Annotated in this window: 13 protein-coding genes; 4 read left to right on the forward strand and 9 right to left on the reverse strand. The window is 36.9% G+C overall.

The genetic code is table 11. The features are described 5' to 3' along the window. Nucleotides 1–7: 7 nt before the first annotated feature. Genes murD through mraZ form a run of 7 tightly spaced genes read right to left on the reverse strand, consistent with a single transcriptional unit; the run spans nucleotide 8 to nucleotide 8038 of the window. Nucleotides 8–1381 (reverse strand): UDP-N-acetylmuramoyl-L-alanine--D-glutamate ligase, encoded by a 1374-nt coding sequence (murD, locus tag WH188_RS21390; protein WP_168128357.1) that lies wholly within the window; start codon nucleotides 1379–1381, stop codon nucleotides 8–10. Between the two features lie 4 nt (nucleotides 1382–1385). After that, nucleotides 1386–2630 (reverse strand): phospho-N-acetylmuramoyl-pentapeptide-transferase, encoded by a 1245-nt coding sequence (mraY, locus tag WH188_RS21395; protein ID WP_132772137.1) that lies wholly within the window; start codon nucleotides 2628–2630, stop codon nucleotides 1386–1388. Between the two features lie 4 nt (nucleotides 2631–2634). Continuing rightward, the gene (locus WH188_RS21400; protein WP_168128356.1) at nucleotides 2635–4092 is read right to left on the reverse strand and encodes a UDP-N-acetylmuramoyl-L-alanyl-D-glutamate--2,6-diaminopimelate ligase; all 1458 of its coding nucleotides are present in this window, start codon (nucleotides 4090–4092) and stop codon (nucleotides 2635–2637) included. Nucleotide 4093: 1 nt separating this feature from the next. Continuing rightward, nucleotides 4094–6217 carry a penicillin-binding protein gene (locus tag WH188_RS21405; RefSeq protein WP_021189602.1) on the reverse strand — a complete coding sequence of 708 codons (2124 nt, stop codon included), beginning with the start codon at nucleotides 6215–6217 and terminating at the stop codon, nucleotides 4094–4096. Nucleotides 6218–6226: 9 nt separating this feature from the next. Beyond that, the gene (locus tag WH188_RS21410) at nucleotides 6227–6637 is read right to left on the reverse strand and encodes an FtsL-like putative cell division protein (protein WP_021189603.1); all 411 of its coding nucleotides are present in this window, start codon (nucleotides 6635–6637) and stop codon (nucleotides 6227–6229) included. A 20-nt stretch (nucleotides 6638–6657) separates the two neighbouring features. Beyond that, nucleotides 6658–7572: a 16S rRNA (cytosine(1402)-N(4))-methyltransferase RsmH gene (rsmH, locus tag WH188_RS21415; RefSeq protein WP_168128355.1), complete on the reverse strand. Its 915-nt coding sequence runs from the start codon at nucleotides 7570–7572 to the stop codon at nucleotides 6658–6660. Beyond that, the gene (gene mraZ, locus WH188_RS21420; RefSeq protein WP_031288067.1) at nucleotides 7565–8038 is read right to left on the reverse strand and encodes a division/cell wall cluster transcriptional repressor MraZ; all 474 of its coding nucleotides are present in this window, start codon (nucleotides 8036–8038) and stop codon (nucleotides 7565–7567) included. Before mraZ ends, rsmH begins: the two co-directional genes overlap by 8 nt. Before the next feature lie 519 nt (nucleotides 8039–8557). Between mraZ and aspS the strand changes: the two genes are divergently transcribed. From aspS to WH188_RS21435, 3 genes are all read left to right on the forward strand, one after another. After that, the gene (gene aspS, locus WH188_RS21425) at nucleotides 8558–10312 is read left to right on the forward strand and encodes an aspartate--tRNA ligase (RefSeq protein WP_168128354.1); all 1755 of its coding nucleotides are present in this window, start codon (nucleotides 8558–8560) and stop codon (nucleotides 10310–10312) included. Nucleotides 10313–10405: 93 nt separating this feature from the next. Next, nucleotides 10406–11794: a LutB/LldF family L-lactate oxidation iron-sulfur protein gene (locus tag WH188_RS21430; protein WP_168128353.1), complete on the forward strand. Its 1389-nt coding sequence runs from the start codon at nucleotides 10406–10408 to the stop codon at nucleotides 11792–11794. Between the two features lie 80 nt (nucleotides 11795–11874). After that, nucleotides 11875–13011: an acyltransferase gene (locus WH188_RS21435; RefSeq protein WP_168128352.1), complete on the forward strand. Its 1137-nt coding sequence runs from the start codon at nucleotides 11875–11877 to the stop codon at nucleotides 13009–13011. Nucleotides 13012–13080: 69 nt separating this feature from the next. On the opposite strand, the gene WH188_RS21440 is transcribed toward WH188_RS21435, so the two are convergent. Further along, nucleotides 13081–13590: a hypothetical protein gene (locus WH188_RS21440; RefSeq protein ID WP_168128351.1), complete on the reverse strand. Its 510-nt coding sequence runs from the start codon at nucleotides 13588–13590 to the stop codon at nucleotides 13081–13083. A 147-nt stretch (nucleotides 13591–13737) separates the two neighbouring features. Further along, nucleotides 13738–14634, reverse strand: a complete 897-nt coding sequence (locus tag WH188_RS21445; protein WP_168128350.1) for an energy transducer TonB — start codon at nucleotides 14632–14634, stop codon at nucleotides 13738–13740. A gap of 195 nt (nucleotides 14635–14829) precedes the next feature. Between WH188_RS21445 and WH188_RS21450 the strand changes: the two genes are divergently transcribed. Beyond that, nucleotides 14830–15615: a hypothetical protein gene (locus tag WH188_RS21450; RefSeq protein WP_132772129.1), complete on the forward strand. Its 786-nt coding sequence runs from the start codon at nucleotides 14830–14832 to the stop codon at nucleotides 15613–15615. Nucleotides 15616–15655: the final 40 nt, after the last annotated feature.

The raw sequence follows: 15655 nt of genomic DNA on the forward strand, positions 1-15655 counted from the left end.
ATATCCACTACAACTCCATCACTGCGGCTTTAAATTTATCACCGCGATCTTCGTAATTTTTAAACCAGTCAAAACTTGCACACGCTGGTGACAACAATACCGTATCTCCTTTTTGAGCCAAATGAGATGCTAATTGCACCGCATCTTTCATAGAAGAACTGTTTACGATCAATTCCGTATCATCTTCAAATGCGGCGTGAATAGCCGTATTATCTTTGCCGATACAAACAATAGCACGTACTTTATTTTTAACTAAATCGCGCAACATTTCATAATCATTGCCCTTATCCACGCCACCTAACATCAAAACGATAGGTGTGGATACACTTTCCAAAGCATACCAAACCGAGTTAACATTGGTTGCTTTTGAATCATTAATATAATTAACGCCACCTATACAAGCTACTTGCTCCAAACGATGTGCAATATTAACATATGAGCTCATACTTTCCTTCATAGCTTGATTTCTCAACTCTTGAACCTTAGCAATAAGGCCAGAAGCCATATTGTTGTACACATTGTGTTTCCCTGTCAAAGACAACTCTTCCGTTCTCATAGTAAATGTATCGCTATTAGGTATGTTAATTATAATATCTTTAATTGAAGTCAAATATGCTCCAAATTCTACTTTTTGTTCCTGTGTAAAAGGCAAATGCATTGCTGCAGTATGATGTCTTTTTAAACCTGCTGCTGTTTGTGGATCATCAAGACAATAAATGAAGTAATCGTCTTTTGTCTGATTTTGAATCATTCGAAACTTAGAATCCACGTAATTCTCCACCTTATAATCATAACGATCCAGATGATCAGCGGTAATATTCAAAATAACAGCGATGTCTGCTCTAAATTGGTACATATCATCCAGCATAAAGCTCGAAATTTCCAATACATAAACATCAAATTGCTCACGTGCGACTTGCAGCGCAAAGCTTTTACCGATATTTCCTGCTAATCCTACATGTTTACCTGCATGCTTCAGCATCTCATAGGTCAACATGGTAGTGGTCGATTTCCCATTTGATCCCGTAATACAGATCAATTTAGCGTCGGTATATTGTGCAGCAAATTCTATTTCTGCAATAACAGGAATATGTTTAGCTTTCAACGCAATGACTAAAGGAGCATGTTCCGGAATACCGGGACTTTTCACAACAAGATCCGCCAATAAAATACGTTTCTCGGTATGAGTGCCCTCCTCATAAGTAATCTGTTCTTCATCCAGCTGCACTTTATAGTGCGATGCAATCATTCCCATATCAGAAACAAAAACATCAAAACCTTTCTGTTTTGCCAGTATAGCAGTACCTACACCACTCTCACCTGCTCCAAGAACGATTAGTTTTCCCGACTGTGGATAATATGTTGATGAAATGTTCGCCATACTGTTATCTAATTTTTAATGTTACGATGGTCAAAATGGCCAAAATAATTCCAACAATCACAAACCGGGTTACAATCTTAGCTTCATGATAACCTTTCTTTTGAAAATGATGATGCAAAGGAGACATTAAGAAAATACGTCTTCCCTCACCATATTTTTTCTTTGTGTATTTAAAATAAGAAACCTGCAAAATAACAGAAACCAGTTCCAATAAGAAAACACCGCACAATATCGGGATCAGCAGTTCTTTACGGATCAAAATCGCAAAAGCGGCAATAATACCACCAATAGCCAAACTACCCGTATCTCCCATAAATACCTGAGCAGGATAAGTATTGTACCATAAAAAGCCAACGCATGCCCCAACAAAAGCACCTGCAAAAATCACAAGCTCTCCCGAATTAGGAATATACATGATATTCAGGTAGTCTGAAAAAATAACGTTACCGGACACATAAGCTAAAATGGCTAGTGTAACACCAATAATTGCAGAAGTACCCGTTGCTAAACCATCAATACCATCTGTGATATTTGCACCATTAGATACCGCTGTCACAATAAATACTACAACGACCAAGAATACAATAAACGTTAAAACATTACTATTAAGTCCAAATACCTTAAACACTTTAGCATAGTCAAATTCGTTATTCTTATAAAAAGGAATATTTGTTTTCGATGATTTCACATTCTCTGCATAAGTCTTCTCACCGGTACTCTGATTGATCACAACCTCAACAGGTTTAGTCGAAGTAGGTGATGCAACATTTTGACGTACGACAATTTCTGGATGAAAATACATTGTACATGCAATGAAAATACCTAGACCAGTTTGACCGATTACCTTAAAACGGCCAGCCAGACCTTCCTTATTATGACGAAATACTTTAATATAATCATCCAAAAATCCGACAGCTCCCATCCAAAGTGTAGCAACGATCATAATGATGACATAAATATTCGTCAGCTTCGCAAACAATAAAGTCGGAATTAGAATACCTGCAATAATAATCAAACCACCCATAGTTGGTGTACCTTGTTTCTTTTTCTCCCCCTCTAATCCTAAATCACGGATGGTCTCTCCCACTTGCTTATTCTGAAGTACCTGAATCAGTTTTCCTCCAAAGACAGTCGTGATGATCAATGATGCAATCACCGCCATCGATGTTCTGAAAGAAATATACTGAAACAGTCCAGCTCCTGGAATGTGCACGTATTCGTTTAACCATGTGAATAAATGGTACAACATATTCTTATTCTTCGTTAAATGTTAATTCTAAAATTTCTTTATCATCAAAATGATGGCGTACACCATTCACTTCTTGATACTTTTCATGTCCTTTTCCAGCTATCACAATAATATCACCTGGCTTAGCCAATTGATATGCTACTCGGATAGCCTCTTTACGATCGGCAATAGACAAAACTTTACTCTTTTGCTCAGGAGCAACACCCGCTTCCATCTCTTTGATAATAACAAGCGGATCTTCCGTTCTTGGGTTATCTGATGTAATAATCAGACGATCACTATAACGTAATGCCGACTGTGACATCTCGGGTCTTTTTGTTTTATCACGATCACCACCACATCCCAGTACCGTAATAATCTGCTGACTCTCATTACGTAATTTTTCAATGGTCTGCAATACATTCTCAACAGCATCAGGTGTATGTGCATAATCAACAATTCCGAAGACGCCATTCGGTGCTTTCATGGTTTCAAAACGTCCTTCTGCACCAGTCAAGACACTCATTGCAGTCAATACACGAACAGTTTCTTGCTCCAGCAAAATAGCAGCTCCATAAACTGCCAATAAATTATAAGCATTAAAGCCTCCAACCAATTTCACCCAAACATCATGACCATCGATGTTCATCAACATCCCATCGAAATGACTTTCCACAATTCTAGCACTAAAATCTGCACCAGAATGCAAGCCATATGTCTTTTTATAAGCAAATGTGTTTTGCAACATCACCTGTCCATTACGATCATCTTCATTCGTCAGTGCAAAAGCTGCTGTATCTAAATCATCAAAAAACTTTTTCTTTGCCTTAATGTAACTACTGAAAGTTTTATGAAAATCTAGATGATCATGCGTAATGTTCGTAAAAATAGCGCCTGTAAATTTCAAACCTGCAATCCGTTGTTGCACTACTGCATGCGAACTTACCTCCATAAAACAGTAATCACATCCCTCTTCAACCATTTCACTCAATAAGTGATTTAATTGAATAGGATCAGGAGTTGTATGTGTTGCAGGTATAATACGATCACCGATCTGATTCTGTACAGTTGACAAAAGCCCAACATGATAACCCAATTCTGAAAACAGCTGAAACAACAACGTTGCAACAGTTGTTTTACCATTCGTTCCCGTCACGCCAACCAATTTCAATTTCTTTGACGGATTATCATAAAAATTAGATGCAACAATACCCAAAGCTAATGCTGAATCGGCTACAACAATATAAACAACAGAATCCAACGTCTCTGTCGGCAACTCTTCTACAATTACTGCTCTTGCTCCAAATGCAATTGCTTTTTCAATAAATAAATGCCCATCAGTATGTACACCTCTAACGGCAATAAACAAACTTCCGAACACGACCTGACGCGAATCAAAGCAAAGCGATACTACCTCAACATCTAGTTGACCGACTACCTCCTGTACAGGAATAGCATGTAATATTGATTTTAAATTCTTCATTCTACTTCAGTTCTATTGTTACACCTGTACCAATTGGTAATTTTTGACTTGCAATCAAAGATTGCTTAATCACTTTTCCTTTTCCAATCACGCTTGTTTTAAATCCAGAATTCTCCAGAGCAAACAAAGCATCAATCAACCCCATTCCCATAACATTTGGCACTACACCCTCTTTTATTTGATACTCCACAAATGGAACTCCAAGCGTTGAACTTGTTGAATCATTCTGTGCAATTGAATTCCAATTCACAATTTTTAAACCTAACTGCTCGTACACCTTCTGAGTCGCTTCGCGCGATCCCTTTAATGTTAAAGCCTTCGTATTCAAGGCCGACGTATTTAGTTTTTTTCTATTAAAAGCACTGTGCATATCCAAATCATTTGCATACACCATATCAGCTAGCTCTTTAAAAACCGGTCCCGCTGTTGACGCACCATAATATCCGTTTCTCGGATTTCGAATCACCACGATGATCGAATATTTTGGATCTTCAGCAGGAAAATATCCTGCAAAAGAAGATTGATATTTACGATTACGATATCCCATCGCACCGTCTGCCATTTGAGCCGTTCCTGTTTTACCACCGGAACTATACAATGGATTTCTCAAGGTTTTCCCTGTTCCATCTTTCATCGTACCTTCCAGCATTCCCCTAATTTGTCCCAAGGCTTTATCAGAAGCAATCTTCTCATTAATAACCCTTGCTTCAAATTTTTCAACCGTATTACCTAGGTGTCTGATTTCTTTTACAAAAAGCGGAGAAATCATTCTTCCATTATTCGCTACGGCATTATACAATGTCAACATCTGTAATGGTGTCACTTTTAGCTCGTAGCCATAAGCCATTTGTACAAGTGACAGACCACTCCAACTCTTACTTTTTGGAGTTTTTATCAAGGGAGCTCCTTCTCCCGTTATTTGTAATTTTAATTTCTGATCTAATCCAAAAGAATGCAGCTTAGCTGAAAATTTCCCTGGATTATCTTTATAATGCTCATAAATCAATTTCGTAATACCTACGTTTGACGATTGTTCAAAAGCTTCCTGCGCACTCATTATTGATTTTTTAGGCGCATGTGAATCTTTAATCGTGTGACGGTAGATCGGCCAGTTTCCGTTTCCAACATTCACATGAGTACTCGAATCGATCAACCCATCATCAATAGCAGCCAGATAAGATGCTAGTTTAAATGTAGATCCTGGTTCAGCACTCTGTGCAATCGCAATATTCATTTTTTCACGGTAGACACCATCTTTGTCTTTCGTAAAATTTGCAACAGCACGAACTTCTCCCGTTTTAACCTCCATCATCACAACACAACCTTCATCAGCATTACTTGCTATCATCTGCTTCTCCAAGGCCCTTTGTGCCATATCCTGCATATTGATATCAATGGTTGAGATAATATCAGCCCCATCTACAGGAGCCACTTCAATATCACGGTTAACAGGAATCCATACACCCCCTGCAATTCTTTGCATCAGGCGTTTTCCACTTTTTCCGTCAATATATTCACCATAGGCACCTTCAAGTCCAACATGAATATTTTCTTTGACATTTTTATAGCCTATTGTCCGCGCAGCCAAATTAACAAACGGAAGAATACGCTTATTCTGACGCTCTGTAATCAAACCACCAGGATAACGTTCTTTACCAACACGAACAGCTTTAAGCAACGGAAAATTCCTAATAACTTTCAGGTCTTGATGCGAAACAGCTCGCTTAATCAAGACATAACGTTGCTTTTTATTTCTTGCCTGTTTTAATAATGTCAAATACTGTCTAGAAGATTTATCTTTAAAAAATCCCGACAGTTTAATCGCCAAAGAATCAACTTTCAGATTGAAATAATCGTTTTCCTCTTCCGGAATAGCCATAGCATCAAAGCGCAATTCGTATTCAGGTACAGATGTCGCCAGTAAGCTTCCATCATTAGAGTAGATATTTCCACGAGCAGCCTCTACTTCACGCTCCTGAATGGATAAACTATCTGACAACTCCCGCCATTTATCACCGTCAATATACTGTAAATGAAAAAGCTTCGTAAACACAGCAATCGCCACAAGGACGATTAAACCGAATGCGATATAAACACGAAATAGAATGGTAGTTCTGATATTCATAAACGTCTCCTACTTCTTTTTTTCTTTTACAATTTCGATCTTGATCGGTGGCTCTACCCGCTCTTTCAAACCTAAAGAATCCACACGTTTCGCAATTTCAGTTTGAGTGGACATTTTCATGAGTTCTGCCGAAAGTGATTTATGATCCCAGCTTAACTCTTTAACTTCCTTCCCCAGCTTATCGATATTACGAATCGTACGCTCCGCAAAATGCCTATTTGTAATATAAAGCAACATGAGCAGTGTTACAAACCCAATAAATGGCAGATAATTGACGATGGAATATATAGACAAATTACCAGCAGTAAGTAGCGTCCGCAGAAACTTCTGGGTCTCCTCGGCTTTTTCCTCAACTGCTTCCTGTAGTTCCTCTTGAAGCTCCTCGCTTAATCCCTGCTGTTTTATTGTATTCTTGCCCATCTCGACACTTTATTAAAGCATTAAGCTATCTCCAACTTTTCAGCAATACGCAGTTTCGCACTACGCGATCTATTATTTTCAACCAGTTCTGTATCATTAGCCGTAATTGCTTTACGACTGATAACATGAAATGGTTTTATTTCATTCCCAAAAAAGTCCTTCTCTACATCACCTCTAAACTTGCCCTTAGCCATAAAATTCTTAACCAAGCGATCTTCTAAAGAATGATAAGACATGACCACAAGACGTCCTTCTGATTTTAAAACATCGACCGTCTGTAATAAAAACTCCTGCAGAGCTTCTAACTCTTTATTAACTTCAATACGCAAAGCCTGAAAAACCTGCGCATGATATTTATGCTCTTTCCCTCTAGGCACTAACTTCTTGATCGCTTCCTTTAATTCCGCAACCGTATTAATAGGAGCAGTCAAACGAGCTGTCACAATTGTCTTTGCCAATGTTTTTGCATTAACGATCTCCCCGTACATTCCGAAAATACGATGAAGATCCTCCTCAGCGTAAGTCGCTAATACTGCACGAGCGTCAACATCAGAAATCTGATCCATACGCATATCCAGATCCGCATCAAAACGAATAGAGAAGCCACGGTCAGCGGCATCAAACTGATGAGACGAAACTCCCAAATCAGCTAAAATACCATCCACCTGCTTCACCCCGTTCAAACGAAGATTGTTTTTTAAGAAACGAAAATTTTGATGGATCAAGGTAAATCTAGCATCATCAATTACATTATTTAATGCATCTGGATCCTGATCAAAAGCAAATAACCTGCCCTCAGGTCCCAAGTGTTTCAAAATTTCTCTTGAGTGCCCTCCGCCACCAAAAGTAACATCCACATAAATACCATTTGGCTTAATCGCCAAAGCATCCATGCACTCTTTTAACATTACTGGTACGTGATAAACATTATCCATTCGCTAATCCTCCTAAATCAAAACCTCCCATAACCTGCTCGGCCAAAGCTGAAAAATCCTCTCCAAGATCTCCATTCATAAACTCTTCATATCCGTCTTTGGACCAAACTTCAATTTTATTAACCTGGCAAGCCAAAACAACTTCACCTGTGATACCTGAATAATCTAGCAAACCCTTTGGCAACAAAACACGACCAGCAGCATCCAAACTTAGCTCCGTTGCACCACGTGTAAAATTTCGGATAAACATCCTATTTTTTTCAACGTACTGATTCAACTGAGCTAACCGAGCTGTAATCGCATTCCACTCCTCGCGCGTATAGATCACCAAATGTTTTTCAAATCCACGATTGATCACAAGTCCCTCACGCTCAACATCAGGCAATTGCCTTTTGAGCGCAGCGGGCAACACCATTCTTCCTTTGGTGTCCAACTTGCATTCATATTCGCCAATTAAAAAACTCATTTTGTACACATTGGTTTCAAATTCAATGTAAAAGTATACACTTTCACCCACTTTTACCCACTTTTACCCACAAAAAAGTTTTCCACATAGCCAGCCCGCTACATTTAATTGAAAATTACTTGAGGAAAAAGCAGGCAAAAAGCTAAATATCAGCGCATAAATACAGTTTTTATACCGTTTCAAAAAACGGTATAACACGAAAAAAAAGACCTCAAAAATCACTTTTATTTTCGTCAAACTGGACTGAAACTACGTCAAAAAACATATTTTTTACAAAAAATGACTCAAAAATGGGAGAATGTGGGATAAAAAAACAGTTAAATAAAAACATTAAAATTCATCCTTAAAATACACCAACTAGTTTCAAAATTCACCAATTCTAAGAATGAAAAATTTAATTTACCATGGAAATAATAGCAGCTTCCAAAAGTGTAATGGAGTTTCTTTCAAAAAACAAAATTGCCATTCGTTATTCTCCCTAAAAACAGATAATTTTGTAGTAAAATTAAAATTTAGCGTATGCATAGAACAAACACGTGCGGAGAATTAACAATAGCTGACTTAGGTAAAACAGTAACACTTAGCGGTTGGGTTCAAAAATCTCGCGATTTAGGCGGAATGACTTTCATAGATGTAAGAGATCGCTATGGCATTACACAATTAACTTTTAATTCGGATGACGACGATTCTTTACGCGCTAGCGCACGTGAACTAGGCCGTGAATATGTGATTAAAGTAACTGGAACAGTTATCGAACGTTCGAGTAAAAATCTAAAAATTCCAACTGGAGAAATTGAAATCAAAGTTTCTTCTTTAGAAATATTAAATTCGGCGAAAACGCCACCATTTACCATCGAAGATGAAACCGACGGCGGGGAAGACATCAGAATGAAATTCAGATACTTAGACTTACGTCGTAACCCAGTTCGTGAAAACTTAATTTTACGTCACAAAACAGCTCAGGAAGTTCGTCGTTTTCTTGACGAGCAAAACTTTTTAGAAGTTGAAACCCCTGTATTGATCAAATCAACACCGGAAGGTGCTCGTGATTTTGTTGTTCCCTCTCGTATGAATGCAGGAGAATTCTATGCCTTACCACAATCGCCACAAACATTCAAGCAATTATTGATGGTATCTGGTTTCGACCGGTATTTTCAAATTGTAAAATGTTTCCGCGACGAGGATCTACGTGCAGACCGTCAACCCGAATTTACACAGATTGACTGCGAAATGTCATTCGTAGAGCAAGAAGATGTTTTAAATATATTTGAAGGTTTAGCAAAGCATATTTTCAAAAAAATCAAGAATATTGATTTGGGAGAAGTACCTCGTATGACGTACGCCGATGCGATGCGTTTATACGGTTCTGATAAACCAGATATCCGATTCGGTATGCAATTCGTAGAATTAAATGAAGTTGCAAAAGACAAAGGCTTCCCTGTGTTTGATGCAGCTGAATTAGTAGTTGGTATTAACGCAGAAAATTGTGCATACTATACTCGTAAACAGCTCGATGCATTGACCGATTTTGTAAAACGTCCTCAAGTTGGTGCAACAGGTCTTGTATATGCGCGCTACAATGAAGACGGTACGGTAAAATCTTCCGTTGACAAGTTTTATACACCTGAGCAATTATTAGAATTTGCAAAATTATTTAATGCTAAACCTGGTGACTTATTCCTAATCATGGCCGGTCCAAAGGATAAAGTACGTAAACAATTAAATGAACTTCGTCTTGAAGTGGCCAATCAATTGGGTCTTCGTGATAAAAACAAATTTGCACCACTTTGGGTACTTGATTTTCCACTATTAGAGTGGGATGAAGAATCTGAACGTTACCATGCGATGCACCATCCTTTTACTTCTCCAAAACCGGAGGATATTGCATTATTGGATACTAATCCTGGTGAAGTTAGAGCAAATGCGTACGATTTTGTACTCAACGGTACTGAAGTAGGTGGTGGTTCGATTCGTATCCACGATCGTGAATTGCAATCTTTGATGTTCAAACATTTAGGGTTCACACCCGAAGAGGCACAAAAACAATTTGGTTTCTTAATGGAAGCATTTACTTACGGTGCTCCTCCGCATGGTGGATTAGCATTTGGATTTGATCGTTTAGTTGCATTATTAGCTGGAATAGACTCTATTCGTGACGTCATTGCTTTCCCTAAAAACAATTCAGGAAGAGATGTGATGATCGATGCTCCTTCAACTATCCATCAGGATCAATTGAACGAATTGAGCTTAAATTTGAATTTAAAACTTAAATAATTTGATCGCATCATGCGATAAATAATTTATAAGCGTTATCTTTAAAAGTTGGTAATTTATTACCAACTTTTTTTGTAAAATTAAAAGAATTAGATGTCAGTAAGCTCTGCAGATAAATTTTTAAAAGAAAGTGCGACAAAATCTTTCGACAGTAAACATCGCGATATTATTAACTATAATATCGACAAGTATACTATTGCTTTCGAAAAAGGGAAGAGTAAATTTGTAAATCTGGAGAACTCCCGTTTAGAAGCCAATCTAACAAAATGGAGAGCTATTGAAAATTTAGATAAATATCTACTCGAATTTGAAAGCAAATTTATAGCACGAGGAGGTAAAGTAATCTGGGCCAATAACGCAGAAGAAGCGCGTCAGGAAATCTGGAAGATCATGGAACGAAATAATGCAAAAACTGTTATCAAATCCAAATCCATGGCTTCTGAAGAAATTGAACTCAATCATTTTCTAGAAAATAAAGGAATAGAGGCATTAGAAAGTGATCTCGGTGAATTTATAATTCAATTATTGGATCAAAAACCTTACCACATCGTTACACCGGCGATGCATTTAAGTCTTGCAGATATAGCGCAATTATTCAACGAAAGATTTGGCACTCCGCTCGAAGCAACAGCTGAAGAATTGACAATGAAAGCACGTGAACTTTTACGTGAAAAATATAAAACTGCTGATATCGGTATTTCCGGAGCAAACTTTTTAATAGCAGACACCGGTAGTATTGCCATTACAGAAAATGAAGGAAATGCCCGTCTAACAACAGCTTTCCCAAAAATTCACATTGCTATTGTAGGTATTGAAAAAATATTACCATCGATCAATGACCTTGATTTATTCTGGCCTTTGCTTGCCACTCATGGAACAGGTCAAAATTTAACAGTTTATAATACACTACTGAGCGGCCCAAGACAAGCTTATGAATCTGATGGTCCAGAAGAGATGTATGTCGTCTTACTGGATAATGGACGAACCAATCTATTAGCGCAAAAAGACCAACGTCAGGGCCTTTATTGTATCCGATGCGGAGCATGTCTGAATGTATGCCCTATCTATCAAAATATTGGTGGACACACTTATGAAACGACTTATCAAGGTCCAATCGGTTCACTCATATCTCCACACCTCAGTGGCATGAAAGAGTTTAAACACTTAAGCTATGCTTCATCGCTTTGCGGTAAATGTACAGAAGTATGTCCGGTTGGTATCGATATTCAACGTATGCTGTTGCTAAACCGTAGAGATTCCGTAGCAGAGGATCTATCACCAGCAATCGAGAAAAAAGCATGGAAAGGATTTACTTACTTAATACAAAGGAGAAAGCTGATCGATTTATTCGGCGGAAAGATCAAGAACTTCTTTATTAGTAAATTTTTCAAAAAAACATGGGGAAATAATCGACAATTACCAAAAATCGCAGACAAATCATTTTCCAAACAGTGGAAAGAGCAACAAAAAAATAAAGATTAACAAGATTGTAGCAATTGATTTGAAATCAATTGCTATTTTTTTTCCTAGCTTAGCTCCATCAATAAAAACCTAATTTATTTATGGATTTACAAACAAAAAGAACTTACATTCCCTGGATTGATTTTTTAAGAATCTTCGCTTGCTTTTTAGTCGTACTCTGCCATAGCTGCGATGCATTTGTCGCTTCTTTTGATAATAGCTTTTCTTTTCATACAGCAGTATTCATAGGAAGTCTTGTGCGACCATGCGTTCCTTTATTTGCCATGATGTCCGGTATTTTATTATTTCCGATTAAGACCGACCTCGCTACATTTTATAAAAAACGTATCGGGCGCATCATTATTCCATTATTATTTTGGTCCATTGCACTTCCAGTAGCATTTGCATTATACGCCTATTTTATTCAAAAAAGCCCAAATGGGTTGATTTCAATTGAAAAATACACTGTAGAAGGAACTATGACGAAAATAATTACCTCAATTTTTAATTTCAATTACGATACAACACCCCTTTGGTACATTTACATGCTCATTGGCATTTATTTAATCATACCCATATTTGGTTCATGGTTAGATCGCGCTTCGAAAAAAGACATACAGATCTTTTTAGGCTTTTGGATTGTAACCTTAGTTTTGCCCTACATTAAAATGGCTGCTCCACTATTAGGTTACAACGGCAACTACGGCAATACGGGTATTTGGGGAGTCTGTACCTGGAATGAGTTTGGAACTTTTTATTATTTTTCTGGTTTTATCGGCTACATCATTCTCGCCTACTATTTAGTAAAATTCCCTTTAAATTGGTCTTGGAACAAAACATTATCAATCGCTGTTCCGCTCTTTTTGATCGGATTTGTTATTACTTTTTCAGGTTTCCTAATTACACAAAAATATTTTCCTGCCAACTATGCTAATTTAGAGATCGTGTGGTATTTCTGCTCCATAAACGTCGCGATGATGACTTTTTCAGTATTTATTATTTTTCAAAGATTGAAGGTGCGTGAATCAAAAGCATTAAAAGATTGGTCTCTTGCAACATTTGGGATATTCCTTTCGCACTTTATAATTGTACAGGGTATATCCGATTTGTTTTTCAAAATTCCATATCTACCTGCTGGTCTAAAAATAATTCTCATCGCCGTTATTAGTTTTGTCTTAAGTTACCTAGTGACTAAGCTATTTGACACCAATTCCATAACAAGAAGATTTGTTAAATAAAAAAAGGTCCGCTCTTACGAACGGACCTTTTTTACCAAAAACCAATTAAAACCAAACCATTAAAACAGACTAACTATTTTTTTCGGTTATATCTTTTTTAACCTCTATACTATTTTTTTCACCTTTATTATTTCTGTCCAAACGATCACGACGCATTGGACGATCTTCAGATTTACGCATGCGGTGCTGTTTATGATTTTCAGCAAATGACTCTTTATACAGTTTTTGTTGATCAGGATTTAGATTTTTCATCAACTTTTCACGTTGAGCCATGCGATCCTTCTTCATCTGTTCCATAGCAGCTTTACGATCCGCAAAGTTCTTTTTATCCTTTTTCGCTTGATCCAATTGCAATGAATAGATTTCCTTACGCTGCTTATCCGTAAATTTTAATTTCTGATCTATACGATCCGTACGCAATTGCGCAATTTCTTCTGCTGATTTTTTATCTAACTTAAATTCTCGTTTTCCAGAACGGTGACCATCATGGTTTGCGTTTTCTTTAATATTAGCTTTTTCTTGTGCAAAACCCGCAAACATTGCTCCAGATAGCAACAAACTTAACATTAACTTTTTCATGATATTTTCTATTTAATACTATTAACAACTTTGTCTACTCCATTTTTAATTGATGAGTTTACAGACATTTGTTAATAAGATGTTGAAAACTACCTAAAGTTTAAATCGTCCACTGTTAAATAAAGTTAAACCCTAATAGTAATATATTTATTGAGAGACTGTATTTAACCGAATAGGCAATGTATAGGCTACCCGAACCGGACGACCGTTTTGAACTCCTGGTTTCCATTTTTTTGCTTTGACAAGCAATTCAACAGCAGCTTTCCCTGTTCCATGGGAAACATCACGCTTTACATGGATATCTGTTAGTGTACCGTCTTTCTCTATTACAAATGAAACCTCAACAATTCCACTAACACCTTGTTGTAAAGCGGCTTCAGGATACTGATAATTTTCGCCTACCCATTTCATAAAAGCTTCCATCCCACCCTGCGGTCTTGGCTGAATTTCTATATGCTCAAACCCAACAATAGCATCTGGATCTCCATGTAATGCACCATCTTTGTTAGTGCCGGTTATTCCACCATCCCGTTTTACTGTACCAAACTCACCTCTTGCAATAGATGTTCCATTAGGATTTGCCTTCAAACTCAAGCGTCCCGCCAATTTATTGGTTTTGTTTAGTTCATCTTGCGTCACCACATCTTCTTTTACCATACTTTGAGGAGCAACTTTAGGTTCAACGAAACGAATTACTTCCTCCTTTGGTAAATCTATAGCAACCTGTTGTGGTGCTTCTTTTTCAATAGGAATAGGTTCTACAATTTTGTCTTCCTCCTCTTTTTCCTTCTGTTCAACCTGGGGAGGTAAATCGACAACTGTTATTCGTTCATTTATAATTGGCGCTTCTGATTTGAAATATGTTTTGTATATGCTACTACTTAGCACGATTAAAGCAACTGCACTTAAAACAATTACGACCGACCAGTTCGTTGCCTTATTCGATAAATTACGCAATTCAAAAGCGCCATAAGATTGGTTACGTCCTGCAAAAACGACCTCTAACCATTCCGATTTGTAAATATTCAATTTGGAGTTTAGCATAGCTTTAAAAATTAAGTTTACATTTTAACATATGATGCACAGTAATTAAAATTCCATAAAAGAAAATTTTTCATTTATAAAATTTCCCGTATTTTTAAACCATAGAGAACAAATCAATCCATAAAATAGAAAATGGTTAAAAACTTTACAACATTCTTATCGGCCATCATAGCTTCTTCATTATTAATAAGTTGCATGAACGAAAAACCAAAACAAATCAAGCAAGAAAAAAAAGAAAGCAATCTCAAAACAGACAAGGCTGAAGCCTTTGTAGGTTTTGCTTTTTTAAATGAAAAAAAAGATTCTTTAGTTAGTTTGGCTGTTGAAGACGAAAAAATTAAACCTGAGGTGGCAACACATGCTATTATTGAAAACAAAATCACTTCTATTGATTTTTCAGGTACTAAATCTGAAAGTGAATCCTCTAATGGTCGACAAACAAGCAACAATTTCTCGAATAATGGTGGTACTTTTTTCAGTATAAAGGAGCAAATAAAAGAGGGTGATTTTGCTTTAATAGTGAATCAAAAATTCATTGATCAAAATCAAATTCTACCATTCAAGAAGATGGACAAAGCGACAGATGAACAGATAAAGTTAAAAATAGCGAAGCAGTATAATCGAAAGATCTCCCAAAGTTCAATAGTAGCAGAACTTAATAATAAAGCTCAGATTAATATAACATTATTTGAGGTTAAAAATGATTCAGCACTTGCTGTACTATCTTATCTGCATGATGATCAGCTGATCACGTTAGATTTTCCTGCAAAATATGATGAAATGAGTACTTGGCGAGTAGATGACGGCGGCGTATTTGATTTTGAAAATCTACAAGTATTATCTATTTTTCAATCCGATAAATCCATCAAAATAGCAACCGCATTTTGGGGAGCAGAGGGTTATAATCTCAATTTTTACAAATCAGTAGATGGAGTTTTTAAAAACATTGCTGAAGCATACGGTTATAGTGCCCCATTGTAGAAACAAAAAAAGACTAGTTAAACAACTAGTCTTTTTTTTA

This window comes from Sphingobacterium sp. MYb388 (assembly GCF_037479535.1).
Lineage (GTDB): Bacteria > Bacteroidota > Bacteroidia > Sphingobacteriales > Sphingobacteriaceae > Sphingobacterium > Sphingobacterium anhuiense.

Bases quoted from the DNA above. Each gene is read 5' to 3' on its own strand.
- murD (WP_168128357.1), bottom strand. From the start codon at position 1,381: ATGGCGAACATTTCATCAACATATTATCCACAGTCGGGAAAACTAATC.
- mraY (WP_132772137.1), bottom strand. From the start codon at position 2,630: ATGTTGTACCATTTATTCACATGGTTAAACGAATACGTGCACATTCCA.
- WH188_RS21400 (WP_168128356.1), bottom strand. From the start codon at position 4,092: ATGAAGAATTTAAAATCAATATTACATGCTATTCCTGTACAGGAGGTA.
- WH188_RS21405 (WP_021189602.1), bottom strand. From the start codon at position 6,217: ATGAATATCAGAACTACCATTCTATTTCGTGTTTATATCGCATTCGGT.
- WH188_RS21410 (WP_021189603.1), bottom strand. From the start codon at position 6,637: ATGGGCAAGAATACAATAAAACAGCAGGGATTAAGCGAGGAGCTTCAA.
- rsmH (WP_168128355.1), bottom strand. From the start codon at position 7,572: ATGGATAATGTTTATCACGTACCAGTAATGTTAAAAGAGTGCATGGAT.
- mraZ (WP_031288067.1), bottom strand. From the start codon at position 8,038: ATGAGTTTTTTAATTGGCGAATATGAATGCAAGTTGGACACCAAAGGA.
- aspS (WP_168128354.1), top strand. From the start codon at position 8,558: ATGCATAGAACAAACACGTGCGGAGAATTAACAATAGCTGACTTAGGT.
- WH188_RS21430 (WP_168128353.1), top strand. From the start codon at position 10,406: ATGTCAGTAAGCTCTGCAGATAAATTTTTAAAAGAAAGTGCGACAAAA.
- WH188_RS21435 (WP_168128352.1), top strand. From the start codon at position 11,875: ATGGATTTACAAACAAAAAGAACTTACATTCCCTGGATTGATTTTTTA.
- WH188_RS21440 (WP_168128351.1), bottom strand. From the start codon at position 13,590: ATGAAAAAGTTAATGTTAAGTTTGTTGCTATCTGGAGCAATGTTTGCG.
- WH188_RS21445 (WP_168128350.1), bottom strand. From the start codon at position 14,634: ATGCTAAACTCCAAATTGAATATTTACAAATCGGAATGGTTAGAGGTC.
- WH188_RS21450 (WP_132772129.1), top strand. From the start codon at position 14,830: ATGAACGAAAAACCAAAACAAATCAAGCAAGAAAAAAAAGAAAGCAAT.